Genomic DNA, 26,904 nt, shown 5'->3' on the forward strand with positions numbered 1-26,904 from the left:
GCCATTCCCCGGCAGTTGGCACGCTACAATGGACGCAGTTGAGGGTTGCGTCAATTAATAAATCGGGATGATTTATTTATTGACAGAGCCGTTCGCAGCTCCTTAGGATCGGCAGCTACACGCGGTCGAAACCGCGCAGGCCAACAAAAACGTCCAACGGAGAGGGAATAGATGCGTCATTCACTTGGACTGTTCACAGCGTTCGCGCTTGCTCTGGGCACCACCGGCAGTTTCGCTGCCGACAAACCGATCGTGGGTCTCATCACCAAGACCAACACCAATCCGTTCTTCGTGAAGATGAAGGCCGGCGCCGACGAGGCCGCGAAGGCGAATGACGTCGAGTTGCGCTCGTTTGCCGGAAAGGTCGACGGCGACAACGAGAGCCAGGTGGCGGCCATTGAGAACCTGATCGCCGCCGGTGCCAAAGGCATCCTGATCACACCGAACGACTCCCGCGCCATCGTTCCGGCTGTCGAGAAGGCACGGGCCGCCGGCATTTTGGTCATTGCTCTTGATACCCCGCTCGATCCGGCGAGTGCGGCGGATGCGACGTTTGCAACGGACAATTTCCTGGCGGGTCAGATGATCGGCCAATGGGCCGCCAAGACGCTGGGGGCCAAGGCGGCATCGGCGAAGATTGCGCTGCTCGACCTCAACGTGAACCAGATTTCGGTCGATGTCGCCCGCGACCAGGGCTTTCTGAAAGGCTTTGGCATTGATCTCGGCAACCCCGCCAAGATCGGTGACGAGAAGGATGCGCGCATCGTCGGTCATGATGTGACGCTCGGCAGCGAGGAGGGCGGCCGCAAGGCGATGGAGAATTTGCTCCAGAAGGATCCCGGCATCTCGCTCGTCTACACCATCAACGAGCCTGCGGCGGCGGGAGCCTATGAGGCCCTGCGCTCGGTCGGGCGCGACAAGGACGTGCTGATCGTTTCCGTCGACGGCGGTTGCCCTGGCGTGCGCAATGTGAAGGACGGCGTCATCGGCGCCACCTCCATGCAGTTCCCGCTGCTGATGGCGGCGAAAGGTGTTGAGGCAGTGAAGGCCTTCGCTTCTGGCGGCGGCAAGCCGAAGGCCTCGCCGGGCCTGGACTTCGTCAACACCGGTGTCGAGCTCGTTACCGACAAGCCGGCCGGCGAGATGCCGTCGATCGACAGCGCCGCCGCCTTGAAGAAGTGCTGGGGCTGATTCCACTCTTTCACTTGTAGCCGATGGCAAGGACTGGCGCCCGCTATCCGGGCGCCAGATAGCGCCGGGCAAGCTCGCCCGAGATTGGCAGGTCTCCACATGCAACGAGGAAAACGGCCATGACTGATATCGGCAGTAGCCGCCCCGCTGCCCAGGCCTTCGAGCTTGTGCTCGACAAGGGCGAGAGCCGCGTGGCCGAATTCGAAGTCCGTGCAAGATCGCCGCTGCAGAAGCTTCAGCACTTCCTGCACGCCAATCCGACGGCCGTGCCGGCAATTGTGCTCCTGCTCAGCGTTGCGGCGTTCGGCTTTACCGTCGGCTCGCGTTTTCTGTCGATGTTCAACCTGTCGCTGATCATCCAGCAGGTCACGATCATCGGCGTGATCGGGGCGGCGCAGACGTTGATCGTGATCACCGCCGGCATTGATTTGTCGGTTGGGGCCATCATGGTGTTGTGCTCCGTCATCATGGGCAAGCTCGCGGTCACCATGGGACTGCCGGCTCCGATCGCGTTCGTTGTCGGTGTCGCCGCAGGCGCCGGCTGCGGCGTGGTCAACGGTGCACTCGTGACCCGGCTCAAGCTGCCGCCCTTCATCGTAACGCTTGGGACGTGGTCGATCTTCTTCGCTCTCAACCTCTGGTATTCGGCGTCCGAGACCATCCGTTCGCAGGAGGTCGCGAAAATCGCCCCGTTGCTCCAGTCACTGGGGACGTCGGTGAACATTTTTGGCGCCCGTTTCACCTACGGCTCCTTCTTCATGCTCGGGCTCGTGGCATTGATCTGGTTCGTGCTGAATCGTACAGCCTTCGGGCGCCATCTCTATGCGGTGGGCGACGATCCCGATGCGGCGCGGCTTGCCGGCATCCGAACCGACCGCATCCTCTTCAGCGTCTACGTGATCGCCGGCGTGATTTGCGCGCTCGGTGCGTGGGCATTGATCGGGCGCATTGGGTCGATCAGCCCGCAGGCCGGCCAGACGGCCAATTTGGACAGCATCACGGCGGTGGTCGTCGGTGGTGCCAGCCTGTTCGGCGGGCGTGGTTCGATTGTCGGCACGCTGATCGGCGCCCTCATCGTCGGCGTATTCCGCAACGGGCTTGCCTTGTCCGATGTCGACGTGCTCTGGCAGGAATTCGCCGTCGGCTGGCTGATCATCATCGCAGTTGCCCTCGATCAATGGATTCGCAAGGTGTCGGCATGAGCGCAGGACCGAACGTTCCCGGGGTAACACCGCTCCTGCAGGCGCGCGGATTGAACAAGCGCTATGGCCGCGTGACGGCACTCGATCACGCCGACTTCGATCTCTATCCGGGCGAAATCCTGGCCGTGATCGGAGACAATGGCGCCGGAAAATCATCGCTGATCCGCGCGCTCTCGGGCGCGCTCGTCCCGGACGCCGGCGAGATCAAGCTGGCCGGCATGCCAGTCGCGTTCCGCTCGCCGCTCGACGCCCAGGCGGCCGGCATCGAGACGGTCTATCAAACGCTTGCACTGTCTCCGAGCTTGTCGATCGCCGACAACATGTTTCTCGGCCGCGAGCTGCGCCGATCGGGTCCGCTCGGCACGATCTGCCGCATGCTCGATCGCAAGGCCATGCAGCGCATCGCGCGCGAGAAGCTCACCGAGCTTGGCCTCATGACCGTGCAGAGCATCAACCAGCGCGTCGAAACCTTGTCGGGCGGTCAACGCCAGGGCGTGGCGGTGGCAAGGGCCGCGGCCTTCGGCTCGCGCGTGGTGATCATGGACGAGCCGACCGCGGCGCTCGGGGTCAAGGAATCGCGTCGTGTGCTGGAATTGATCCTGGATGTGCGACGGCGTGGCGTTTCGGTGGTCTTGATCAGCCACAACATGCCGCATGTGTTCGAGATCGCCGATCGCATCCATATCCATCGACTCGGTCGGCGGCTCACGGTGATCGATCCCAAGGCATACACGATGTCGGATGCGGTCGCCTTCATGACCGGCGCGCGGGCGCCCATCGAAGTTGCGGCGTGACAGGACTCGAGGGAGGACAAGCCTCTCCGGTCCACGCTTTTCCAAAGTACCGGGGTTATTGCTCCGCCGTCGCGCAAGCGAAACGCCGCGATTTCGTGCTCGCGCGCGGACGAGCGAAGGTGATGCGGCCGGACGGATGTGGGCAAGGAGGGAGTCGCCATCCATCAATCCGGACGTGAATTGTCGGTTCACTCGTCAATCGCGACCACATAGTCCGCATGAAGAGTAATCGGAGCCTTCGATCCGTCGAGAACCACACGCAGACTCTTCGGGTAGTATCCAACGCCAACCACCCTCCCGGTCTTTCCAGCCAAGCGAGGGCCCGCCGTGGGCTTCACCTGAATACGCGACCCCGATGGAAACCTGGGGTTGGTTTGGGTCGATCCTGGCATGGCTGGCTTACGGTTTGACGTAGGTCCAGCCCATCTCCTGCAATTCCATCACGCGCACGACGCCCGACTTCACGACCTCCGCCTGCCGAACAATCGGTATGTCCTTGTTCTCGGCCTTCTGCATCTTCTCCTGGGTGTTGCCGCAGGCCTTGAACGAAACCTCGGGCGTGCTCAGGGCCATCTCTTCGATGCGCGTCTTTACCGGCGAGGTGTCTTCACGCAGCATGTGCAGGCCGGGCCCGAACGTGACGACCTCGATCTTCACCTTCTCGCCTGCGTCCTTGTAGTACTGCGTCACATTGGTTGCGTTGTTGAGCGCGAGATTCATCGCTGCGGGGTCGTTCGTATTCACCTGCAGGATCAAATGATGTTCTCTTTTCTTGGCTGCGGCCGCATCCTCCATGCGGGCAAACGCGGAGTTTTTCCGTGCCGCCGTCGTCGGCTTCGCTGCCTGTTGTCTTGCATGGCTCGCCTTATGCGGGACGGGTTGCCCGTCCGCCGGCGTCCAGTATTTTCCGCCCTGCTCCGCGGCCGAAAACGATGCGGAAACCAGAACGGCGATCGCTGCCATCACGACCGCTTTGCCAATATGTTGAAGTCTGATCATTACTACCTCCATCGAAGAAAATCATAAGCGCACCTTCAATGATTTGGTGTCGCGATCGCGCGCGGCCATTTGCACGCCGCGGCGATCTTCGCGCGCGCCGCGTCCAGCCCGGCGAGGGAGAACGTTCCGTCACGGGCAGCGCCGCCCCGTGGTGAGAGAAGGACAATGAGGTCCCCGCTGTCTGGAAGCGACTGCAGCAAGCGAACGACGTCCCCGGTGAACGCGACGCCGGAACCGAATGCCGGGACGGCTGCCGCAACCTGCACCGCCGGATTGTCATTGACGCGATAGAAAATTGCATCCTCACCGCCTCCGCGGGAGATGCCGGGGCCCGCGAGGGCCAGCTCCGTCCGGCCGCCGCGACAGCGGATCGATAATTGCATCGCGGATTCGCCGGTCTCGCCGCGCGACGATGTCGTGGCGGTCGCGATCGGTGAGTAGTCGACGGGGGAGGTCGTCTGGCTGACGATCCAGTCGTCTTCGGGCGTCAGGCGAGGCTGAGGCGCGGTGGTACGCGTCAATTTATTCAGACACGCCAGGCGCTCGGCGTGGTCCTTCTGAAGGCAGGAACGGAGCTGCGTCATGGGATCCTGGGCCAACGCATTGCCGCCTGTACCGCCGAGTGCGATGAGAAGAAGGACCGCGGTGCGTTTCATTGCGATGCTTGTGTTGCCCGGGGCTGGCGATCCAGCCACGCCTGCGCCGCAGGGACGCGCGCAAGACCCGGGACTGTCGCAGCGAGGTTGATGGATTTCCACTTCGGGTCGAAACCGGGCGCCTGCAATCTGTCGATCCGGGAGAACAGGTGGTCGATGAAGCGCGCGACGCGCTCGGAGCGGTTCGAGTTGGCCGGCCAGTTGAATGCGACCAGAGCGGTCGGCACCGCGATCGTTGAAACCCGTTCGCCCGGTTTGATCAGACGGGGATAGTCGGCTTCACCGAGGGCAGCGGGAAGATAGTAGTCCTCGAACCTGCCGTCGTAGGGGAGGGGCAGGAACTTGAATCCCGGCTCCCAGCGCCCCCGCACGAAGGCATCCACCGGCTTCGATGTAATGAAGACAACGGCTGCTATCTCGCCCTTGCGCATCTGCTCGAGCGCGATCTGGTGCGGAATGAACGTCTTTTCCACCTCGAGGTTGAGGCGGCTGAAGATCAGCGGCCCCGAATAGGCCGCAGCGGTGCCCTGCGTATTGAAATTGACCTTCTTGCCGGCGAGATCGCTCAAGCTCTGAATCTCCGGCCGAACGAAGATATGCAGCTCGGACGGGAACAGATTCAGGACATACGCAATTCGTCGCTGGATGTCCGGCACCTGGCTCTTGTACTCCTCGAGCGCGTCGGAGTTGATGATTGCCGCATCGATGCCTCGCAAATAGAGCAGGGAGTTCACGTTTTCAGTTGCCCCGCGGGTGACCACCGGCAGCACATGGAGGTTATCCCCATCGTCGACCACACGCGCGATCTCCGCCGCCAGGCGGATCGGCGCGCCCTCGAGAAGACCTCCGGCCAGGCCGATCGTCCAGGCGTTCATGGCGGTCACCTCAGGCCTTGGCTGCGGCGGCTCGGGCCGTGCCAGACGGACCTTGTGAGGCCGAATGTCTTGCGGCCGCGCATCCGCCCAGGGTTGAATGGCCAGGAGCAATGATGCGAGCGCCACGAGCAACAGCAGCCGTTGCAATTCCATGAATCTTTTCATCAACGAACTCCTTTACGCACGCTGCATCCGTGTCTGCGCTTTCGATCCTTGATGGCGCATGTCGGCTTGGAAAATCGCCTCATAAGACCGTGCTATCGGCGCAACGCTTCGAATCGCGCCTTCGCCTCCTTGATTCCTCCAGCTTCGGCCCGCGCATAAAGATTTTGCGCTCTAGTGGGATCGCCCTGCGTTCCATAGGTTCCGAAGTTCGGAAGGATCAGCGGATCGTAGGTTTCTGCGAGCACGAAGCTTGCTCGGGCGCTGCCCATCTCGGCGGCACGTTCCAGCACGATCCGCGCAGCGCCGATGTTTCCCTGTTCAAGCAGCACGCTCGCACGCGCAATCAATTTCGCCGCTTGCGCCCCTTCGTTGGGATTGACTTCTTTAGGATTGACTTCCTTAGGATTGACCTGGGCACCGCCCTGGCTGTGCGCCGCTGTGTCCTGGTCTTGGACTGGCTTGTCTCTGACCGGTTTGTCTTGGACTGGTTTGTCCTGGACGGGCCGGTTCTGGATTGGCCGTGCGGGCGCTGACAGCGGCTCCTCGCGCACGGCCTTGCCGGTGGTAGCCGGCGGAGACGCTGCGGAGGGAATCTTCGCCGCCAGAGCGCCGTTTTCTCGATGCGCCGATGCGAGATCCCTTTCCAGTCCCTCGGCCCGCTCGCGTTCACGCAGCAACAAGTTGCGCAACTCGGCCGAGTCGCGCTCCCCGGCTTGCTTGATCCTTGCGGCTTCCTCGGTTGCCTTGGACGCGCGCTCGGTCTGTGCGTCGAGATCGCGGCTTGCTTTCGCGAGATCCCGGGCCAGTTGGTCGGCCCGCTGGCGCTCGCGTTGTGATTGCGCCAGGGAGGCAGTATTGTTCGCCTCAGCCTGTTTGAGCTGTGCTGCTTCCGCGCTGGCTTTGGCCGCTTGAGCCTCGTATGCGTAGATCGTGCTGCGTGCCATCGAGAGATCCTGCGCCAGCGCTTCGGCTCTCTCGTGCTCCTTCTGCATCGACCGCCTCTGCTCCGCGGCGCCAGCCTTTGCTGCTTGCGTCAGCCTGGCGACTTCGTCGCCGGCATTTGCAGCCAGCGCCGTCTGCGCATCGATATCTCGTCGCGCAGCCGCGAGCGCCTGCTCCAGCTGGCCGATCCGATCCCGCTCCTGTTGCAGGGAGTTCTGCAACTCTGCCGCGCCGCTTTCTCCTGCCACTTTCGGTAGGAAGGCGTTTTCGCTGGCTTTCGCCACCGGTGCAGTTTGTGCCTGGTATGCATAAATAGCGCTTCGCGTCAGGGAGAGATCCTGCGCAAGCGTGTCGGCCCTTTCGCGCTCCTTCTGCATCGATTGCCTCAAGTCCTCGGCGCTGGCCTCCGCCGCCCGACTTCGCCGCGAAAGGTCCTCGTTCACGTTTGCCGCCAGCGCAGCCTGGGTTTCGGCATCGTGCCGCGCGGCCGCCAGAGTCTGCTCCAGCCCCGCCGACCGTTCACGCTCCTGCTGCAGTGTTTTCTCTAGTTCCGTAACGACGCTATTTCCCGCTTGTTTCAGCGCGGCCACTTCCTCTCCCGATTTCGTCGCCAGCGCAGTTTGGGTTTCGACATCGCGCCGGGCGGCTGCGAGATCCCGCTCCAGCCGCGCCGACCGTTCACGCTCCTGCTGCAGCGTCTTCTGCAGCTCCGTGGCGACACTCTCGCCCGCCTGTTTCAGGGAGGAAACTTCCTCACCTGATTTCGTCGCCAGCGCGGTTTGGGTTTCGACATCGCGCCGCGCGGTTGCGAGATCCTGCTCCAGCCGCGCCGACCGCTCGCGCTCCTCCTGCAGGAATGCCTGCAGATCAGCCGCGCCACTCTCGCCCGCTTGGTTCGGCCGGGAAGCTTCTTTCAGTCGGGAACCTTCCTCGACGGCCTTCGCTGCCAGCGCCTTTTGCGTTTCGACCTCGCGCCGCGCATCGTCAAGTGCCTGCACCAGCCACTCGACCCGATCATGCTCCCGCTCGAGATGTTGCAACAACTCTATGTCGCGCCTTGCGAAGCCAAGTTCGCACGACAGCGACTCTGCCCAGTCGCGTTGCTGTTTCGGAGGCTGCTGCAGGGCACCCGTGTCGCCAGTCGTCGCCTGCGCAACCTGTATCGACTTGTCGCTGCCGCCCGGGCGCGGCAGCAACTTCTCGAACGCGTCAGAACCGCGATCGCGGGCAGTTGTCGCCTGTTGCGCGTCTGCGAGGTGCCGCGCCTGATCCTGGGAAGCCTTCGTTTCCGACGGCCATGTCATGACGAGCATGACCGCTGCCATCCACAGGGGGGCGCATCTTCCCCGCGTGGGGGAGATCTTCACGTCCCCGTTGAGCATGACCGTGCGAGCCATCGGCAATCACCTGTCGCGTGGCGATACGATATCCTTCAGATGCCCCCTGATGCCTCATTATGCGCTCCATCTTTACGCGAAGCATATAGCTCGAATGGAGGACCCTCCCCACCACTTTTGGGTTAGGCTTCGGACTGTGCCCGATCATCCAAGCCATGAACAATGAGATGGACTCAGCGGGCTGGAGCCTTCCGGATTTGGTTCAGTGTCCAATCCTTTTGGAGTACTCTCCTTTCGTCCACGCACATCAGGAATCCTGCACTCATATGTCAGGAGCAGGTGGTAACCATTGATCTGGTACCGCTCAGGTAGGGCATGAACTTGGTCGAAGGGAATTCCACGGCAGGACGACGGGATTGCTCCAGAGCAGGCGGCGCCGCCACCTAGTGCCACTGCAGGCGAACACACCCTGCTGCAGGCCCGTCAGCTCGGCGTGGAAACTGCAGGTCGATCTGACTCGAACTGGGAGCGCTGCAGCCGAATGGATCGTTCAAGGTTCGCGGCCTCGGCGCAGCGTGCGAGAAATGTTTGGGTGCGATTATTGAGGCTGCCGTTTGCGCTGAGTGGAGGGAGCATGTTCTTGAAATCGAGTCTCAGAAATGAAGAACCCCGGGTGCGGCTGCCAATCGAGGCCCTTTAGTGGTTACCGCGCTTCTTCGGCTGATCGCGTGGCTGCTCGCGGCCGCCGTCACTTTCGTAACGCTTGGACCTCAGGACGTTCGGCCTCACCCCGTTCTCGGACAGCAAGGCGATCACGCGCTCACCTTCCTTCTGATCGGGATTGTCTTCGGCCTTGCCTATCCGCAGCGGCGCTTGACTGCTTCAGCGCTCGCCGTTGCCCTGATCGGCCTGCTTGAGATCATGCAACTATGGGTGCCGGGACGGCACGCGAGATTTGAGGATTTTATGGTCGATGCGCTCTCGGCCTGCGTCGGCTTCGCGCTTTCCGCGGCGGCGAGCTGGATGATGGCGCAATTAGGCCAAGATCCCGACGCGGTGACGCGCCAACGTCCTTAGTGCGCACATATGGCTTGCACCGGGGGTGCGCGAGTTGACCGCGAGACGAAGCGCACCATCAATCGAGCTCAGTGCATTGGTGCACGGACACTCCGTCGCCGCCTGGATCGGTGCTGCGGATCGTCGAATTTGAGCTCGGCAACAAGTCGCCAAAGCTGAACCTCGTGACCATCGGCCAACCGTCCGGCCCGCTTGGTTGCGGACGCGTCGTCAGGGCAGTGAAGGTTGACGACGCTTCCCAATTGGCCATGTTCATCCAGAACGTACGCACGATAGTGTGGCATCGCAAATCCCCAGGCGCGACTGCATCTTACCTGCAGGCTTGTTCCACGGTGAAAAGATTTTGGGTCATTACGAGCTACCTCTGATGGGCGACATGCACGCTGCTGCAGCTCGTCCCGAACTCCGCTCATGCGGTCAGACCCGCCGGTGCACGTTTCAACACCTCGGACGCGCACGCTCAGGCATGACGACGAAGATGCCTGGACCGCTCCCGAACCTTCGGTAGCTCGCTGCCCTGATAACCGTTGGGGTTCTGCAATTGCCAACGCCAATGGTCCGCACACATTTGCTCCAACGACCGCGTCGATGCCCAGCCCAACGCGTTCTTCGCAAACGTCGGATCGGCATAGCAGGCGGCGACATCACCGGCCCGGCGCTCCCTGATTTCATAGGGGATTGATCGCCCGCTCACCGATTCAAACGTACGGACGATGTCCAGAACGCTGCTGCCGTTGCCCGTTCCAAGATTGACCGTGATCAGACCGGGCTGTCCGAGCTGGCGCAGGGCACTCAAATGCCCGGATGCGAGATCGACCACATGAATGAAGTCGCGGATTCCGGTGCCATCAGGCGTGTCATAGTCGTTTCCCCAGATCTGCAGCTTCTCCCGTCGTCCAATCGCCACCTGCGCCACAAACGGCAACAGGTTGCTGGGAACGCCCAGCGGGTCTTCCCCGATGAGCCCGCTTTCGTGCGCGCCAACCGGGTTGAAGTAGCGCAGATTGCCGATCCGCCAACCGTCGTCGGACCTGCAGAGATCCTTCAGCATCTCTTCGATGACGAGCTTTGTGCGGCCGTACGGATTGGTCGGACCGAGGGGATGCTTCTCGTCGAGCGGCAGGTATCTGGGCATCCCGTAGACGGTCGCCGACGAGCTGAACACGAGCGTCTTTACGTTCGCCCTCTTCATGGCCGACAGCAGCCGCATCGTTCCCAGGACGTTGTTCTCGTAATACGTCATGGGCCGTACGTTGGAATCGCCCACCGCCTTCAGTCCTGCAAGGTGAATGACCGCGGTCACTGCGCAGGTACGAAGCATGTCGTAGATCAGCTCTTCATTCCGGATATCGGCATGCCGAAAGATGAGCGATCGCCCGCAGATGGACTGGACCCGCTCAAGCGAGGCCTTGTTGCTGTTGGAAAGATTGTCGACGACGACGACGTCGAACCCGGCGTCCAGCAATGCGATACAGACATGCGACCCGATGTAGCCCGCACCTCCGGTCACCAAGATCATTTCGGACAGCTTCCGCATTCGCTCAACTGGCCTCCGTGCAATGCGGCACCACATTACTTGCAAGTCGCGCCCACGGGGCGTGGAGATTTTGGGCCTTATGAGCTACCTCCGGTGGACTGCATCGCGCGTGGCGCAGCCCGCCGGGACGGGCCGTCGAGCGCTCACGATTGTCGCGTCACCCATTTCCAGGCGTCGCGGACTTGAACCTCCAGGTCAGATCCTTCTGGGTTCCAGCCGAACAGGCTTAGCGCCTCTTCGAGAGTGCCGATCAGGACTGCGGGATCGCCATGGCGGTTTCGTCGAGGTTGTTGCGATAGGAGAGCAGGGGGGTTAGATTCGCCGACGTAGGCATAAGTGGCAAAATGGCATCTCCCGCTGCGGAATTGCGACGGCGCTTGTTACCTCTGCCCGATGCGTACCGAATCGCCTGCGGTCGCATCGGTCCGGCTTGTCCCTGATGGAATGTCTGAACTGCCTACCCTTCGAGGAGGCACGGCAGGACCATCCTGGTATTGGAGGGCGACCTCGACGGCGTCACCCGGCTGCAACTCGGTATCTTCGCTTGCGATGATCCGTTCCTGTCCCTTTCTGATGATGGCAATCTCCGCGTGATTGCCGGTTCCTCGCACGAGTTGCGATCGAACCATCGCAGTGTACTGAAGTTTCTCGCCGACGCTCTGCAGCTTTTCGCGGATTTGATTGAGCTTTACGCTGGTATCTTGCAGCTCACGGAGCAAGTCGAGCCTCCGCTGGTCATCCAGCTTTGCCAGCTTTCTGACGAACTCGTCCTGCTGCTTCTTGACCTGCAGCAGTTGCGCAGAGGTTTGCAGCTTCCGCGTTGATGACAGCAGCACTGCGCGACGCGCATCCGTAACGCGAGGACTGATCAGGGATCCCTTGCCGAAGAGCTCGGTCGCTTTCTGCAGCTCTTCAAGATCCCCCTGAAGTCCCTCTTCGTCCTTCTTCTGCTGCTCTGACAGCACGCGGACCTCGTCGTCTCCCTGTCGAATACCGCGCTGAAGGAACGTTTTTTCCTGCTGATAGTCACTCTGCTTGGTCTTCAGATATTCCTTTTCCGAATTCACGATGTCAGAAATCGCCGATCGAGCTAAGGGCGCGTCCATCAGAGCGCTTGGACTGATCTGAGCTCCCTCTCCAAGTTCAGTCTTGATGCGCCACATGCGCGCCTGTTCTTTGGCCAGCTCTGTCCAAAGCGAACCATACTCGCTTCTCAAGTCCGCTGACTCGAGATACGGGTTGTTCATTCTGAGGCGCATGATGTCGTAGCCGCCGGCCACGGCGACGAGCTGGCGTGCGGTGATGGACGGACGATAGGGGTACTCACCCGGCTTCGATACATCCCCGTTTACGTATATGGGCTTGTATTCCGCGATGACCGTCGTGACCTCGTCTGCGTCGATCACGACGGCCGTCTCCCGGCCATCGGCCGTCCTCTGTCGAAATACCTTCCTCGCCAGTGCAGCCCCGATTTTGGCTCGGATCTGCGATAAGGGCAGGCCTGCCACCGGAAGCGATCCGACCAGTGGCAACGAAACGTTCCCGTCCATTTGGACGGCAGCGCGATGCCGCAGCTCCGGCACGCCCGCAACCGCGACCTCCAGTACATCTCCGATGTTTACCAGATATTCCGCCCTTGCTTGAGTGACGGAGATTGTCAGGCCAACAGCCACCAAGGCCCATTTGATGCAACGACCCAGGTCGCTGCGAGAAACGCCGACATGGAAGCTATTGCGCAGTCTGGAGTTCGGCATTGCGACATTCCCTGTACGAACGTGGTCACCGAGGTGAAGTCTTTCGAATTTGGTCATGGAAGGCAGCACGTCAACAGCCGTCCGAGTAGCCGTCCAGACGGGGCGATCCGCAAAACGACGTTCTGTTCTCTCATTGACGCCGAACCGCTGGTGCCTTCTTCCCCTTTTTCCGACTGATCGGTTCTCCGTCATGCCCATCGGACCCACTCGGACGGGCGCTTCCATTGCTGCCCGAATCTAATCCCGCGCTGTCGCGGCTCAATCGACCATCGTAGTTACCCACTTTTTGCCCGTCCCATCCGCATTGCCAATTTTCATCCAGTGACCCGGACTGTACTGAGTCAACCCAAGTGGCGAGTGATCGGGTGGCTGACTGCTATGACTTATGCGTCCTTCACCAATTTGCCGGCCTCTACCAAGCTTCAGGCACATTCGTTCGACGACGGCAGGGCGATTGCAGGAGGCGTTGGAAGGAGCAGATTGACTGCTCTATTGGTCGTGGCAGCAGGCACGGAGTTCCTGCTCGTAGCCGGTGCGGCCTATTTCGCAGCGGTTCTTTATCATCGCGTGGTCTTGCTGGAGCCGCCGGATTCCGCCAGGTACATTCTGGAATCCCTTCTGATTTCCACATTGGAATTGCTGGTTTCCATAGGACTACGGCAATATTCCCGAATCCTGACGCAGCCCCGCCACGTCTTCCTATGGAGCGGTGCCAACGCCGTCCTCCTCGTATTCTCCTTCTTCGTCTCGGCAATATTCGTTCTGAAAGCCTCCGGGGATTACTCGCGAGCAACTGTCATCATCCAGGCCGGGAGTGTCCTGATCACCGTGCTGTGCACGCGGGCAATATGGTTTTCAGTGCTGCAGCCTGCTATCGCGTCTGGTTTGATCGATGCTAGGCGCGTCATCCTCATAGGAGACCCGGGTCACTGCTTGCAGTTTTCTGCACGAGCTAACGCCACCGGAATTCGGACCATTCGCTCGTTCGACCTTCCGCGGGCTCGCGCCGCTTCCTTGGTTCCGGCGCACCCCGACGCCGGCCAGGCGCCACCTGATGTCCGCCAATTGGTCGCGGACTGCCGACCCTTCCGAGTGGATGACGTTGTCATTTTGATTTCGGAATCAGATTGCGGCTCTGCTCTCGCGCTTGCCGCCGCCCTGTCAGACCTGCCAGTAGACGTTCACGTCGTGCTTGTTGGGTCCATCGATCTGATGGCCGTGTCGCGGAGCACCCAGTTCGGCAACATGGTGACGATGCGGATATTCCAATCTCCGCTCACTCCTTTCAGCCGAGCAATCAAAAGGGGAGTCGACATCGCCGTTGCAAGCGCGGGCCTTGTTCTGACCAGCATCCTTTTCGTGATTGTTCCGCTCGCAATCAAACTCGAGTCTCGTGGGCCGGTGTTTTTTCGACAGACACGCCACGGCTACAACAATGAGCCCATTCGCGTGTTGAAATTCCGATCGATGACCGTCATGGAGGATGGCGACAACTTCAAACCGGCCACCAGACACGATCCGCGCGTGACCCGTGTTGGACGCCTTCTGCGCCGGACCAATGTCGACGAGCTTCCGCAATTGTTCAATGTCCTGCTCGGCAACATGTCGATCGTCGGGCCCCGTCCGCACGCAACCTCGCAGAACGAGTCGTTCAACGCGCTGATTTCGTCATTTTCCCGCCGCCACAACGTCAAGCCTGGTATTACAGGTTGGGCTCAGGTCAACGGGTTTCGTGGTGACGTCGATACGCTCGAGAAGATGCAGCGTCGGGTGGAGCATGATCTGTATTACATCGACAACTGGTCAGTCCTTCTCGACTTCAAGATCATGGTCATGACCTTCTTTTCGAAAAAAGCTTATTGGAATGCCTATTGATGCGTTAGTCGGTGCCGACCGTCGTTGCCCGCAGCGCGTTTCTCATCATCCGGGGGCGTAGAAGTGCAACCCGGGGACGACACGTCGGCGGAGAGGCGCGTGGCCCCTCCGCTTCGTATCTCGTGATCCCCTGATGCTGCATACGGGCGGCGGATGACCGTTGGGCCTATTGGGAAAGGCCGCAAGCTCAGCCGACCCCTGTCTACCGCTCTCGCAGCGATTCCTGCTTGTACCTCGCCAGCGGCGAGAGAAGATAGCTGATGATCGTGCGCGCGCCGGTCTTGACCTCGACCGTCACCGCCATGCCGGGACCGAGCTTGACGAGCTTGTCCTCCACCTGCATGTGCGTGCGGTCGAGTGAAATCCGCGTCGCATACTCCAGCTCCTGGCCTTTCGGCTCGCTGCTGCCTTGCGCCGTGCCCGACGCGCGGTCGTTTGGTCCGCCCTGCCTGTCCCGCGTGATGGCGTCGGTCGACACGCTGAGGACGTCCCCATGCAGGAGCCCATAGCGCGTGAAGTTGAACGTGTCGATCTTGATCTCTGCCTTCTGTCCGGGATGGACGAAGCCGATGTCGCGGTTGGAGAGCATGGCCTCGATCTCGAGCTGACTCTCGCTTGGAACCACGATGGCGAGCGACTGCGCCGGCGTCACCACGCCACCCACCGTGTGAACGGCGAGTTGTTGAACGACCCCGTCGACCGGCGCGGTCAACTGCTGAAGCTTCGTGCGCCGATCCGCCTTGACCACTTCCTGCGCAGCGCTCGCCGCCTTCTGCTCGGCTTTCGCGAGTGCGTCATAGGTGGCACGCCGATACTCCGCGGCAGTCCTTTCCTTCGTTTCTTTCAGCAGGGCAATGGCGGCGTCGGCTTCGCCGAGCCGGCTCTGCTGGAGGACCAGATCCTGCTGAAGGCCGACCAGCTCCTGATACTCGGAGAGATAGACAACCCGCGAGGCCAAGGCCTTGTCGACCAGAGTCTTGCGGATGTCGACCCGCTCCTGGAGCACCGGTATCGTCGCCTGGAGCTTCGCCACGCTCGCCGATGTTGTCGCCCGCTCCGCTTCCTTCTGACCTTGCTGGCGCTCGATCTCAGCGAGCTTGGCGCTCTGCTCGGCGCGCTGGCTGATCAGAAACTGGCGATGCATCTCGATCTCCGCGGCGCTTGCGCCCTGCGGTGATCGGAAGGCGGCAAGCGGATCGCTGGTGAGCGCTGCTCGCAGCCGCGAGACGTCGAGTTCGGCCGCAACAAGATCGCTTCTCTGGCGCTCCTGATCGGCGTCCGTCATCGTCGGGTCGAGTTCGATCAGCACATCGCCGGCCTTGACGCTCTGTCCGTCACGTACGTGAATGGCGCGAACAACGCCAGTCTCGAACGGCTGGATCAGCTTGGTGCGTCCGCCGGGCACGATCTTGCCCGTCGCAGTAGCGACGATGTCGACGCTGCCCAACGATGCCCACAACAGCGCGACGCAAAACACCGCGATGATGCTCGCCCCGATCGCGCGACCAATCGGCGACGGCGGCGATTCGGTGATCTCGAGTGCCGCCGGCAGAAACGCGATCTCGTGCTCGCGCCGTCGGACCTCGGCTCTCGGAAACGGTACGATATTCCGGCTAGCGGACGTCATGGATACCGGCCTGCAGATAGTGGAGATTTGCGTAGCGCCCGTTCGAGCGAATGAGTTCGTCATGGCTGCCGTCCTCGACGATGCGGCCATGCTCGAGAGTGATGATTCGGTTCGCATTGCGCACGGTAGAGAGCCTATGAGCGATGACGATTACAGTCCGGCCGGCGGAGATCCTTTTCATGTTCTGCTGGATGGCGCGCTCGCTTTCGTAGTCGAGCGCACTGGTCGCCTCGTCGAGGATAAGGATGCGGGGGTTGGTAATGAGTGCGCGAGCGATCGCGACACGCTGGCGCTGCCCGCCGGATAGACTGCTGCCGCGCTCGCCCACGATGGTGTCGTAGCCCTCGGGCAGCTCCAGGATGAAGTCGTGTGCGCCGGCGAGTGATGCCGCCTCGATGACGCGCTCCATGGGCATGGCCGGGTCGGCGAGTGCAATGTTCTCGCGGATCGAACGATTGAAGAGCACGTTCTCCTGCAAGACCACGCCGATTTGGCGCCGAAGCCAGGTCAGGTCGACCGTCGCGAGGTCGACGCCGTCGACCAGCACGCGTCCGCTCTCCGGCACGTAGAGACGCTGGATCAGCTTGCCGATGGTGCTCTTGCCCGAGCCCGAAGAGCCAACGATACCGATGACCTGGCCGGGCTCGATGCCGAAGGACACATCGTGCAGCACCTCGGGGCCGTCGACGCGGTAGCGGAAGGTCGCGTGCTCGAATACGACCTTGCCGCGGATCGCCGGCAGCGCGGCGCGGGCCGAACTGAAGCTTGGCTCCGGGATGGTGTTGAGAATGTCGCCGAGCCGATCGACCGACAGCCGGGCCTGATGGAAATCCTGCCACATCTGCGCGAGCCGAAGCACCGGCATGCTTACCCGCCCCGCCAGCATGTTGAACGCGACCAGCTCTCCGACGGTCAGGTCGCCGCCGATCACGAACTTGGCGCCGAAGTAGAGCGTTGCGGCCGTGACCAGCTTGTTGATCATCTGGACCGCTTGGCTCGCCGTGTTGTTCAGGCTGAGTACGCGGAAACTCGCCCCCACATAGCCGGCGAGTTGCTCCTCCCAGCGGCGTTGCATCTGGGGCTCAACTGCCATCGCCTTCAGCGTCTCGACGCCCGTGACGCTTTCGACCAGGAAGGCCTGGTTCTCCGAGCCGCGATTGAACTTCTCATCGAGCCGCCGGCGAAACAGCGGCGCGGCGCCGGCGGAAATTCCGATGTAGAAAGGGAACGACGCCAGAACGATCCACGTCAACGCGGCCGAATAGTAGAACATGACCGCAAGGAAGACGACAGTGAACAGAAGATCGACGACCAGGGTGAGCGCCGAACTCGTCAGGAACTGGCGGATGTTCTCAAGCTCGCGAACGCGTGCGACCGAATCGCCAACGCGGCGTGTCTGGAAATATGCGATCGGCAACGCCATCAGGTGACGAAACAGCCGGGCGCCGAGCTCGACGTCGATGCGGTTCGTCGTGTGCGCGAACAGATGGACGCGCAACGTGCCGAGAACGGTCTCGAACAAGGTCAACGCGACGAGACCCGCGACCAGGACGTCGAGCGTGCTGATGCTCCGATGCACGAGTACCTTGTCGATGACGACCTGGAAGAACAGCGGGGCAACGAGGGCAAAGACCTGAAGGAAGAACGACGCGATCAGCACTTCGCCGAGAAGACGGCGATACTTGTGGACCGCACCGAGAAACCAGCTGATATCGAATCGCCTGGACAGATCCGTCAGAGCCGCACGCCGGGTCATCAGGATGATGTCGCCGTCCCAGACGGCCTCGAGTTCGGCCTGCGTCATGGATTCGGGTCGGGAAGATAATGGGCGCTGAACGAGAATCTTGTCGTCGATGACCTTGCCCAGGACCAGGAAGCTGCCGTCGCGCAGCGCGGCGATCGCCGGCAACGGCGTGACGGCCAGCCTGTTCCAGCTTGACCGCTGTGCCCGCGCCTTGACGCCGAACTCCTTGGTACAGCGCAGGATTTCGGTCACGCCGATCCGCGAGGTGCCCATGCGATGGCGAATTTGCTCCGGGTCGGCCGCAATGCCATGGCAACGCAGCAATATCGCCATCGCAATCAGTCCAGACTCATCGCCATCCGCAGGCTCAGGACCCGGCTCCTGGACGGGCATATCGCGACGTTCGGCGGACCGTGCAGACGCCAGAGCATCGCCGGCGAGCGCAACCAGATCACGCCCGCGCGCAATCAGACCGGCAAAGGCATGCTGCGCGCGACCGGCGAGGCCATGAGATCCGGTCAGAATCAAGCGGCCGTCCCAGATTTCTTCGAATTCCGCACGCGGCATCAGCTTCGGATGGGCCGAGGTCGGATACAGCACAAGCGCGGCGTCGTCCTCGACCTTGCCGAGCAGCAGGAAGCCGCCATCACGCAGCGCTGCGATTCCGGGCAGGCTGATGCCTGCAAGCTGTTTCCATTGTGTCGTGCGCGAACCGACCTTCAGTCCGAAATCGCGGGCGCAGCGAAGCATCGCACGGATGCCGATTGCGCTCTCTCCGCAACGGTCGCGGAGCTGGTCGGGCTCGGCGTTCACGCCATGAAGGCGCAGGAACAGAGCAAGGGACCGAAGCCCGAGATCTGCGGCATGGGCATTTCCATTCTGGATCGCCATTTATTACTCAACCCTTCGCGGCTACCGGCCGCGTATGATGTTCCTTCTCATGCATTCCCAAATATTGACGGGGCCGCACCCAGGCGCTGAGCCTGGGTGCGGCACGGCCTTAGTGTTGCGGTCGGGCCAGCAACGAGTCGTGTCCCCAACCGGTCGCCTGCGACAGAGCCGCCACGAACTGACCGGGATCCACGTGGCCGGTGTGAGCGGCCAAGTACTGGTTCAGCAGCGCAAAGCTCTGGCTCGCGAACGACGCCATCGTGGTGCCGGTCGCAGCCGGATGATCCGCCGCCATGATCGGATGGGCAGCGGTCGTTGCCAGGGTGCTGGCGGCCGGGTCAAGGTGCTGCTGGAGCAGCGCAAAGCCCTGGCTTGCCAAGGACCCCGTGTTTGCAGCGGTCGTGTGCTGATGATCCGTGGACTCGGTCGTGTGCGAGGTCGTCGGGGCCACGGCCGTCGTGGTGGCAACAGGCTGCTGATTTGTCGCGGTGTGGTGGTGGTGGTGCGACGACGTCGTCGTGGTCGTGGTCGTCGCAGGTCGTGGATCCACCACGGTGATGGTCTGCGGCGAGGCCGTCGCAACCGCACCGGTGGTCGGATCCTTCGCACTTGCAGTCAGCGTGAGCGTTGCGGTCGGATGGCCGCCGCCCCTGTAGGTCGAGGTCAGCGTCAATCCGCTGTCGACCTGCGCGGCCGTCAACGTGATGTTATTCCCCCGGAACGTCTGACCATCGAGCTTGTCGGTAATCGTCTCGTACTTGGGCAACCCAGTGATGTTCACGGTCACGACGTCGTTGGAGTCGGTCGTGGTCACCTGGGTCCCGAGATCGACCTTGCCGCCTCTTCCGGCCACCCAGAGCGAGTGATCCGCGATCGTGAGGACGGGCGTGGTGGCTGACGGCGTCGTTGGTGCCGTCGGCGTGGTCGGCGTCGTCGGGGCGGTCGGCGTCGTCGATGCCGTCGAAACCGCCAGGCCGGAGAAAGTCTTCACCGCAGCCGACAGGTTCGCCGCAACACCGCTCGCGTCCTTGATAGCCGTACCGCTCGGCAGGTTCACGCCGGTGATGGCGAGCGCCGAGGTGCTGGTGTCGGTCGAGGCGACAGTCGTTTTGAAGGTGAGCGTGCCCGTGCCCGAGCCACCTGCATAGGTGGCGATATTGCCGTCATTGAGCGACAGCGTGGGCGTGCCTGTTACCGTCACGGCCTCGTTGAAGGCGAGCGACAGCGTGATCGTGTCCCCGACGTGCTCGGTACCCGTTCCCGGAGCAGCCGTGGCCTGGGTCACCGCCGGCAAGACCGGATCGATCTGGAGACCGGTGAACGTCTTCACCGCACCCGACAGGTTTGCGGCGACCCCAGAGGCGTCCTTGATGCCCGCACCGCTCGGAAGATTGACGCCGGTGATGGCGAGCGCCGAGGTGTTCGTGTCGGTCGACGCAACGGTCGTTTTGAAGGTGAGCGTGCCCGTGCCCGAGCCACCTGCATAGGTGGCGATATTGCCGTCATTGAGTGACAGCGTGGGCGTGCCTGTTACCATCACGGCCTCGTTGAAGGCGAGCGACAGCGTGATGGTATCGCCGGCATGCTCGATGCCCGTTCCCGGAGAGGCCGTGGCCTGCGTCACGGCCGGCGTCACCGTGGGTGTTGTGGGTTGTGTCGGTGCCGTGCCGCCCACACCCTGCCAGCCGATCGCCGTCGACCCAGTGACCATGGTCAGATTGCGAAAGTCGGCGGTCACGGTCTCGGTAGGACCTGAATTCCGATAGAGGCCTTCTTCCCAATAGGTCTGCGAGCCATAGCCCAGCGGGCCGGAATAGTTCACGACCTGCTGGCCGTCGACCGCCAGCTTGAGATAGCCGCCGCCGCTGTTCGAGACGTTGGCCTGGATGTTGATGTCGTAATACTTCCCCGGAACAATCGGGTTCGGGTCGGTCCATAGCACCTGATAATGCAGATCGGGGGAGCCCTGGGCGGGATTCCCGCCAGGCAGGACATAGAGCGCGACAAGCTGCAGATGGTCGCCGTTGAGCTGAACTGCGAATGGCGGCGAGGTTCCAGCCACAGTGCCGCCATCATGCATTTCTGCGGTAACAAAGAACCACGCGTTGTTGACGAATGTGTTGTTTGGCCCGTTGGGCTGCACCGCAAACTGGTAGTCGATGGCGACGGGAGTCCCCGCGGGAATGTATTGGGTGCTCGTGCTTCCGGCCGTACCCGCCCACATGATTTCAGAGCGATCAACACTTGACCCATCGAACCAGGCGTGATCGCCAGGTTGAATTGAAAATTGCAGAGTCTGCGGGTCGGGATTGGTCAGGCTGTAGCTCTTGCCCGGGGTCTGTACGTAATAGCGGTCGCCCCCAATGCTGAGGTACGTTTGCGGCGTAGCCGAAAATGACGTGATGGTGCCGGTAGTATCCAATTCAGGTCTCCATTTGCACTTTTGACGTTGACACGGAATTCCAGTGCCGCGGCGAAGGGCGCGCGACATACCGCAGCTCACAGCGTCTGGCGCCGCGAACACATTTCAACGCATCGCAGTCTCGGACCGCGAGCGGATTTCAGAGCATCGGGAATTCTGCCCCCCCGATTGCTAGGTTGGGGGGTTAATCAGCAAAAGTGGCGAAAAAACTTTCAAAGTATGACTTATACCATTGTATGTCGGTCTAATACGCGCCGATATTGAGTCGGTTCAAGGCACTCGCGCGATTTTTCCACCAGATCGCTTCGTCGCCAGCGTTGGGGGAGATCGAAAGCGACGGGGCTAGCCGAGAGGAACGCACGTAAGCGTCAATTGACGCGTGGTGTGAGGGCGCTTCGTTTAGCTCGGTCCCGCGGATCGTCAAAACTGGACTGCGCGACCAATCCCCAAAGGTCCGCCTCATAACCGTCCGCTCTTTCGCGGAAAGAGGTCGTCTCCGCAGGGAAGCTTAATCACGCCGATGCGATACAGTTGATCGCGTTGGAGGCTCAAACGAAACAGGGAAGCAACGCGGCTTCATCGCTCATGAGGTCGCTCGATTTGTTGCTTCCTTAGGTTCTGAGCCGTGGCAGCAAGGAGAAACTTGTCTCGAGCCGCTGATGAGTCTCTCAACCTCGGCCGGTCGAAGCGCAGGATGCGCTTCAGAACGGCGACCAATATCTCGATCTTCTTCAGTTCGTGCCGCGACTTCATGGGAATCCGACTTGGCGATAAAGCGGTGTCGTCCCATCATTCACGAGAGCGCCGGGAAGCGTGGCGGCGCTGCACCGCGCGATCCGCCGGCGCTTGATAGATATGGCCCGTCGTTAGAACCAATCAGGCGGGAAGGGCAGCGCTGACCTGCTGGTCCGTCCTCGCGGTGAGAGCGGGTTTGCGGATGATAAAGATGATGTCGTTGTGATCGGAGCTCAGGCGGCCGAGGGACAGGACCTGAAGCGTCTTCTTGTAGGCTTCCATCAGCTTCAGCTTGAGGCTGTTGTTGTTCAGGCCGTGGCTGCTGGGCATCCCGTATTCGGCGGCCAGGAGCAGCCCGTTCTCTCCGCGGAACGCCCGAATGCCTTCGCGCGACACCACTTGGTCGTAGGTGACTTTGTAGCGACCGTGGCCTGGCTTGCCGGCGTTCTTCCATCCGAGGATCAGGCGATAGAAGAGCACGTGAATCCAGTGCGGCGTCATCCTGGCGGTGAAGCCGTACGCCGAATAGGGGTCGGGGATCACGATGATGATCAGCCCGCCGGGTTTAACCCATCTGTTGAAGCTCTCCAGGACCTGCTGCGCCCCCGGCACGTGCTCCGGGACGAAGAAGTTGAAGATGACATCGAAGGTCCGCTGACCGAAATCGGCCGCGCGCAGATCCCCGACGATGCCTTCGTGGAGGTCCTTCGTTTCGTCGCGCCGGATGCGAAGGGCTTCGGGGTCGAGGTCGATGCCGGTTAGCACATATCCGCCCAGTCAGACGGCCGGCCGCACATGCTGAGCCGGGAGGGGGCATTTGCATGGCTGCAGATGACAGACGCCGCAAGGAGGTGAGCTCTGCAGTGCTTCATGGATGGTTGAACGACAAACCCTTGGCAAACAGAAGGCCGATGTGGGTAGCTCCAAAGAGTCCGCACACGGCGCGATTTTTGAATTATGCGGAAGAGCGTGGAGTTACCGAAACTTTGCGATATGCCGTGCACAAGATTGTCAAGTTCGCGACCGCAGGCGTAGTCCTGGGCGTACTACTCGCCTGTGCGGCCGAGGCTGTTTTCCTATTTGTCAGCATTTTCATGATGGGGCCCATCCCCATGCACGATGAATTTGCAAGCCGCGACTTTTCACGATGGAGCGGCTTGGCAAAACAAGTTTGCTGCAATGGCTCCGCAACAGTCGTTGACGCGCCCAGCTGGCATTCCAAGAACGCCGCAAGGTTCAAGATAAGCTTCGATGATCCCGTNGTGAAAGGGAATCATCGCTCTGAATTCCGATTGAAAGCGACGGAGTTTCACCGACTTTATGAATATGGATTGAAGATCTTCGTCCCACCGGATTGGCAGTCCGATAATAATCAGGTCATCGTGACGCAGATGCACAATGTGCNNGACAGNTGGAAAGGTGAGGGGGGACTCCAGCCCCCGCTCGAATTGAGCTTAGTCAATGATAGCTGGGTTCTCCGGACAGCCTGGGGGCGAAGTCCAACGTGGCTCGACCCAAAAGGGGACATTCGTCGAGACATTCCATGGTCGCAGCCGTTTGAACGTGGAAAATGGACCACCTGGACTTTTCGCACCAGGTGGTCGCTAGATGGGGACGGGATTATCGAGGTCGAAAAAGACGGTAATGCTGTTTTTCAGAGGCTCGGCGCGAACTGTTACGACAACTTACTTGCTCCCTACCTTAAATTTGGAGCTTATGCTCCTGGGTGGATTGACTTGGGTGCACCTCCTGAAATCAAGACCAGGGAGATTTTTTTTACGGACGTTTTTGCGCGGGAGGCGGTGAGAGCGCCGACTGAGCATGTTGTTGAGCGATAGGCAGTATCTGTCCGGTTACGTTTGCCCATAGCTGGAAACGCGATCCGTCATTTTTCCGCTCGCGCTGCGTGATAAGGTGTTGGGCGTCCTTCTCATCGCACAGGCGAGACCGTTGAGGAGCCGGCACATGCGGCGGCGCGATCTTCTTACCGGATTATTGGCGACTACAACGGCGAGCGCCATGCGGACGGCCGCCGGGCTATCAATGCCAGCAGTCAACGATGAGACCAATGCGCTCGCTTCTGCCATCTCGCCTGCACCGAGCAGCGACTGGCTGCAGCAGGTCGACAACTTGATTACTACGCTCAAGCAAAAGGGCATCTGGGCGACGCTCGATCTGTTCTATTGCTTCGCCGCACCATCCGAGAGTGCTTGCAGCTACAACTGGGTCAACACAGCCACAGGCCGTCTCACTGCCAATGGTACCATCTCCTATACTGCCAACAATTGCCTCGCCGGCGATGGCTCAACAGGCTGGCTCTCGACTAATTTCCAGGTCAACAGCGGTAAGGCCACCGATGGCAATTCTGCGTTTGGGCACTTTTGTCTTAATGAGTGCACATCCGACGACATCAGTCCATTCCAGTGCAGCGGCGAAAAACTCTTTATCGGTCACAAGGCCAATGGCTCTGTGATTAGTAACATCATAGCGGGCCTCAATACTTCGGATGGAATTTCTCTGAGCAGCGTTTACGGCTCGACCGTCGGACATTGGGCGATACAACAGAATGACACATCAGCGCAGATTCAGGTCTTTCTCGATGGCTCATCGATCGGCACTGGCACCGCAACCCACAGTGCGGGCGCCGGCACCGTTCAGATCCTCAAGAGCGCGCGTGGTCATTTCACGTCGCGTCACGTTGCCTTCGTGCATTATGGATCGAAGCTGACAGCACAGCAGCAACTCGATTTCAGCAAGGCACTCTATAGCTTCCTGACCGCGATGGATGTCAGGCCGAAGATCGGCGGCCTCGGCTCAAGTACGGGACCGACCAATGTCGCGCCCTACAAACATCTCCCGACCGGGAGCGGGAACAACCTAGTTTATCCGGTCACGACATCGACGAGCGCACTTCATGGTTCCTTGCAGGGGCGTGCCGGAGCCTATCCCTATTGTCTGATCAAGGTGAACGATCCAAACTATCTCAATCTGTATCGCTTTGAGGTGCATAAAGGCGATGCTGCCCCATTCGACGGTCCCAGCGTCGACCGAATTCAATTCAATACTGCGCAGCTCCTGATTCCGTGGCAAGTGACCGGCGACATCTCGTTTGCCTTCTTCATAGAGCCTGGCTCGACCTTCGACTGCACCTTCTGTGGTCTTCCCAATCTTCACGATCAGACTGGCGGCGTCAATTCCGGACCGACCCATGCGCTCTATCCTCGTAGCGGGAGTTATGGCGTCTGGGTCCATATCAATCCGACGACCTGGAGTTCTCCCTATGTCAGTTGCGCGACTGGCCGGTGGCATTTCGTGAGGACGACATTCCGGATGGATAATTCTCCCAATGGATTTGTGCAGACCTGGCTCGATGGCAATCTGCTTTGGAACAGGAGCGGCGTGCAAGTTGGCACGCAAGCCAGGGCACCATTCTGGTGGAATCTGGCGTTGTATCGAGGGAATGACCTAGATGGCCTGCCGTTGGCCGTTTGGTATGCGAACATCGAAATAGATGCATCGGGCTCGCAGCCGTTTGTATCGCGCATCAACAATCCGCTGCCGGTGCCACCGCTGACATGATCGCTCTGGCCCTCGTCGCGGACCGCGCCTTAAGCCGCTTGGCATCGGACACCTCCAGGCCGCCGTATTTGGCCTTCCATTTGTAAAGCGTCGCGCTGGGAGATCCCGTGCTTGCGGCAGACATCGGCCGTGGCCGCGCCCGCCTCCTGCTCCCGCAGGATCCCATGATCTGCTCGTCCGTGAACCAACTTGGCTTCATGGTCCATCCCTTCAAGGGTGACGGACTCTACCATTCTTGGAGGAATCTGCGGGGCTCAGACCACTTAGTTCGCGCAACCACCGAGGGTTACCTATTTATAGCCACGACATTTGTGACGAATCCTCTAGTAAAAGGATAGACCTAACACCTCTTCATCTGATGACTCGTGGAGGTTGAGCGATGCAATTGCACGCCTTGCAGCAGGGCAGAGGTTTTGCGGCAATGGCCGTCCTCGGCTACCATCTTTCGCTCACGATGACCCTGCCGCGCTATCTCGGAGAGGAACTGTTTTCCAACTTCACTCGACGCGGCAATTTGGGCGTTGATTTCTTCTTCGTGCTTTCGGGCTTCGTCATCGCCCTCGCCCACCGTCACGATGTCGGCAACCCCGACCGGCTGGGCCGCTATCTGACGCGCCGCTTTGTGCGGGTGTTCCCGGTCTATTGGGTCTATGTCGGCATCTTCTGCGCACTGGTGGCGATGGGATTTGGAACGCCGGGGGCGGTCGTGCTGCCGGACACCGTCGGCCGCTGGATTTCGACCGCATTCCTCGTCCGCCTCGACAGCTTGGAATTTCCGATCGCGCCGGCGTGGTCCCTCGTCAACGAAATGGCCTTCTATCTCGTTTTCGCGCTCTTCATTATTAGCAGGAATGTCGGAAGGGCCGTCTTCGCGCTATGGATGCTGGCTTGCCTGCCGATATTCCAACACCAAGACGGCAGCGGCTGGACGCCGTGGACTAGCTATTTCTCGTCGCTCAATCTCAATTTTCTTGTCGGTATGCTGGCCTTCCAGTGCTGGACGCACGGCAGGCCGAGTGTCGTCAAATGCGCGTTTCCAGCCGGTCTGGCGCTGCTGGCCGCCGTCTATGCGCTCGAAAGCGAGGGCATGCCCTACAGCCAGACGCAGATCGCCTACGCCATCGCCTTCGGCTTGATCGTAGCCGGGGCTGGATCGCTGGAATCTGCCGGACAGTGGCCATCCAACGTACGGCTTCTCAACCTGATCGGGGATGCATCCTATTCGATCTACCTGACCCATGAGGCCTTTCTCGGCCTGCTCGCCAAGGTCATGATCGGGGTTTCGGCCCACGTCTCGCTGACGCCGAAACTTATCTATGTTGTGGTCTTCGCCAGCACGATCGCCTGCGGCTGCCTGCTGCACCTGCTCGTCGAGCGCCCGCTGATCGAGGCCTGTCGCAATTTCAATCGTCGGCAACCACTTGCTCAAGTCTGACCTGGCGAAGGTATCTGCGCTCAGAAACAGGCACAGACTTAGCGCCAATGCGATCTTGATGGTACGT

General features: G+C 60.9%; 19 protein-coding genes and 1 pseudogene. 8 read left to right on the top strand and 12 right to left on the bottom strand.

Annotation, left to right across the window (positions count from 1 at the left end; genetic code table 11):
* The first annotated feature begins 171 nt into the window (after positions 1 to 171).
* From A3M7_RS0132720 to A3M7_RS0132730, 3 genes are all read left to right on the top strand, one after another.
* Positions 172 to 1,191 (top strand): sugar ABC transporter substrate-binding protein, encoded by a 1,020-nt coding sequence (locus A3M7_RS0132720; protein WP_049823814.1) that lies wholly within the window; start codon positions 172 to 174, stop codon positions 1,189 to 1,191.
* A gap of 119 nt (positions 1,192 to 1,310) precedes the next feature.
* Positions 1,311 to 2,393, top strand: coding sequence for an ABC transporter permease (locus tag A3M7_RS0132725; RefSeq protein WP_027547712.1), 1,083 nt, complete (start codon positions 1,311 to 1,313; stop codon positions 2,391 to 2,393).
* Positions 2,369 to 3,187: an ATP-binding cassette domain-containing protein gene (locus A3M7_RS0132730; protein ID WP_084302728.1), complete on the top strand. Its 819-nt coding sequence runs from the start codon at positions 2,369 to 2,371 to the stop codon at positions 3,185 to 3,187. The genes A3M7_RS0132725 and A3M7_RS0132730 overlap by 25 nt, the downstream gene beginning before the upstream one ends.
* Positions 3,188 to 3,586: 399 nt before the next feature.
* Here the strand turns inward: A3M7_RS0132730 and A3M7_RS0132735 are convergent, their stop codons facing one another.
* The 4 genes from A3M7_RS0132735 to A3M7_RS0132750 all read right to left on the bottom strand — a co-directional run bounded on the left by A3M7_RS0132735 (position 3,587) and on the right by A3M7_RS0132750 (position 8,221).
* Positions 3,587 to 4,186, bottom strand: coding sequence for a DsrE family protein (locus A3M7_RS0132735; protein ID WP_027547714.1), 600 nt, complete (start codon positions 4,184 to 4,186; stop codon positions 3,587 to 3,589).
* A gap of 35 nt (positions 4,187 to 4,221) precedes the next feature.
* The gene (locus A3M7_RS0132740) at positions 4,222 to 4,842 is read right to left on the bottom strand and encodes a hypothetical protein (protein ID WP_027547715.1); all 621 of its coding nucleotides are present in this window, start codon (positions 4,840 to 4,842) and stop codon (positions 4,222 to 4,224) included.
* Positions 4,839 to 5,882, bottom strand: coding sequence for a TAXI family TRAP transporter solute-binding subunit (locus A3M7_RS0132745; RefSeq protein WP_027547716.1), 1,044 nt, complete (start codon positions 5,880 to 5,882; stop codon positions 4,839 to 4,841). The genes A3M7_RS0132740 and A3M7_RS0132745 overlap by 4 nt, the downstream gene beginning before the upstream one ends.
* A gap of 92 nt (positions 5,883 to 5,974) precedes the next feature.
* Positions 5,975 to 8,221 (bottom strand): hypothetical protein, encoded by a 2,247-nt coding sequence (locus A3M7_RS0132750; protein WP_027547717.1) that lies wholly within the window; start codon positions 8,219 to 8,221, stop codon positions 5,975 to 5,977.
* Positions 8,222 to 8,860: 639 nt separating this feature from the next.
* Between A3M7_RS0132750 and A3M7_RS0132755 the strand changes: the two genes are divergently transcribed.
* A complete protein-coding gene (locus A3M7_RS0132755) occupies positions 8,861 to 9,238 on the top strand; it encodes a VanZ family protein (protein ID WP_027547718.1) in 378 nt (125 codons plus the stop codon).
* A gap of 460 nt (positions 9,239 to 9,698) precedes the next feature.
* On the opposite strand, the gene galE is transcribed toward A3M7_RS0132755, so the two are convergent.
* Both galE and A3M7_RS0132770 read right to left on the bottom strand, forming a co-directional pair.
* Positions 9,699 to 10,757, bottom strand: a complete 1,059-nt coding sequence (galE, locus tag A3M7_RS0132765; protein ID WP_049823818.1) for a UDP-glucose 4-epimerase GalE — start codon at positions 10,755 to 10,757, stop codon at positions 9,699 to 9,701.
* Between the two features lie 398 nt (positions 10,758 to 11,155).
* On the bottom strand, positions 11,156 to 12,586 hold the full coding sequence (locus A3M7_RS0132770; RefSeq protein ID WP_245284365.1) for a polysaccharide biosynthesis/export family protein: 1,431 nt from the start codon (positions 12,584 to 12,586) through the stop codon (positions 11,156 to 11,158).
* Positions 12,587 to 12,907: 321 nt separating this feature from the next.
* On the opposite strand from A3M7_RS0132770, the gene A3M7_RS0132775 reads away from it, so the two are divergent.
* Positions 12,908 to 14,404: an undecaprenyl-phosphate glucose phosphotransferase gene (locus tag A3M7_RS0132775; protein ID WP_027547722.1), complete on the top strand. Its 1,497-nt coding sequence runs from the start codon at positions 12,908 to 12,910 to the stop codon at positions 14,402 to 14,404.
* A gap of 202 nt (positions 14,405 to 14,606) precedes the next feature.
* Here A3M7_RS0132775 and A3M7_RS0132780 read toward each other — a convergent pair whose 3' ends face one another.
* From A3M7_RS0132780 to A3M7_RS0132800, 5 genes and pseudogenes are all read right to left on the bottom strand, one after another.
* A complete protein-coding gene (locus tag A3M7_RS0132780; protein ID WP_027547723.1) occupies positions 14,607 to 16,031 on the bottom strand; it encodes an HlyD family type I secretion periplasmic adaptor subunit in 1,425 nt (474 codons plus the stop codon).
* Entirely contained in the window at positions 16,018 to 18,666 is a 2,649-nt protein-coding gene (locus A3M7_RS0132785) for a type I secretion system permease/ATPase (protein ID WP_084302731.1), read from the bottom strand. The genes A3M7_RS0132780 and A3M7_RS0132785 overlap by 14 nt, the downstream gene beginning before the upstream one ends.
* A 109-nt stretch (positions 18,667 to 18,775) precedes the next feature.
* Positions 18,776 to 21,157, bottom strand: a complete 2,382-nt coding sequence (locus A3M7_RS45240) for a heparin lyase I family protein (RefSeq protein WP_084302732.1) — start codon at positions 21,155 to 21,157, stop codon at positions 18,776 to 18,778.
* A gap of 507 nt (positions 21,158 to 21,664) precedes the next feature.
* A pseudogene (locus tag A3M7_RS50770) lies at positions 21,665 to 21,850 on the bottom strand (IS5/IS1182 family transposase); the annotation flags it as partial.
* Positions 21,851 to 21,964: 114 nt separating this feature from the next.
* Complete coding sequence (locus tag A3M7_RS0132800) at positions 21,965 to 22,588, bottom strand: bifunctional 2-polyprenyl-6-hydroxyphenol methylase/3-demethylubiquinol 3-O-methyltransferase UbiG (protein ID WP_027547725.1); 624 nt, start codon at positions 22,586 to 22,588, stop codon at positions 21,965 to 21,967.
* 56 nt (positions 22,589 to 22,644) lie between these two features.
* Between A3M7_RS0132800 and A3M7_RS0132805 the strand changes: the two genes are divergently transcribed.
* Together A3M7_RS0132805 and A3M7_RS0132810 are read left to right on the top strand one after the other, a co-directional pair.
* Entirely contained in the window at positions 22,645 to 23,661 is a 1,017-nt protein-coding gene (locus A3M7_RS0132805) for a polysaccharide lyase (RefSeq protein WP_084302734.1), read from the top strand.
* Positions 23,662 to 23,788: 127 nt separating this feature from the next.
* Positions 23,789 to 25,402 carry a hypothetical protein gene (locus A3M7_RS0132810; RefSeq protein ID WP_156937040.1) on the top strand — a complete coding sequence of 538 codons (1,614 nt, stop codon included), beginning with the start codon at positions 23,789 to 23,791 and terminating at the stop codon, positions 25,400 to 25,402.
* Here A3M7_RS0132810 and A3M7_RS0132815 read toward each other — a convergent pair.
* Positions 25,368 to 25,601 carry a transposase gene (locus A3M7_RS0132815; RefSeq protein ID WP_371090227.1) on the bottom strand — a complete coding sequence of 78 codons (234 nt, stop codon included), beginning with the start codon at positions 25,599 to 25,601 and terminating at the stop codon, positions 25,368 to 25,370. The genes A3M7_RS0132810 and A3M7_RS0132815 overlap by 35 nt on opposite strands.
* Positions 25,602 to 25,781: 180 nt before the next feature.
* Here A3M7_RS0132815 and A3M7_RS0132820 point away from each other — a divergent pair, with 180 nt between their 5' ends.
* On the top strand, positions 25,782 to 26,837 hold the full coding sequence (locus A3M7_RS0132820) for an acyltransferase (RefSeq protein ID WP_084302735.1): 1,056 nt from the start codon (positions 25,782 to 25,784) through the stop codon (positions 26,835 to 26,837).
* The last annotated feature ends 67 nt before the right edge of the window (positions 26,838 to 26,904 follow it).

Source organism: Bradyrhizobium sp. WSM2254, from assembly GCF_000472645.1.
Lineage (GTDB): Bacteria > Pseudomonadota > Alphaproteobacteria > Rhizobiales > Xanthobacteraceae > Bradyrhizobium > Bradyrhizobium niftali.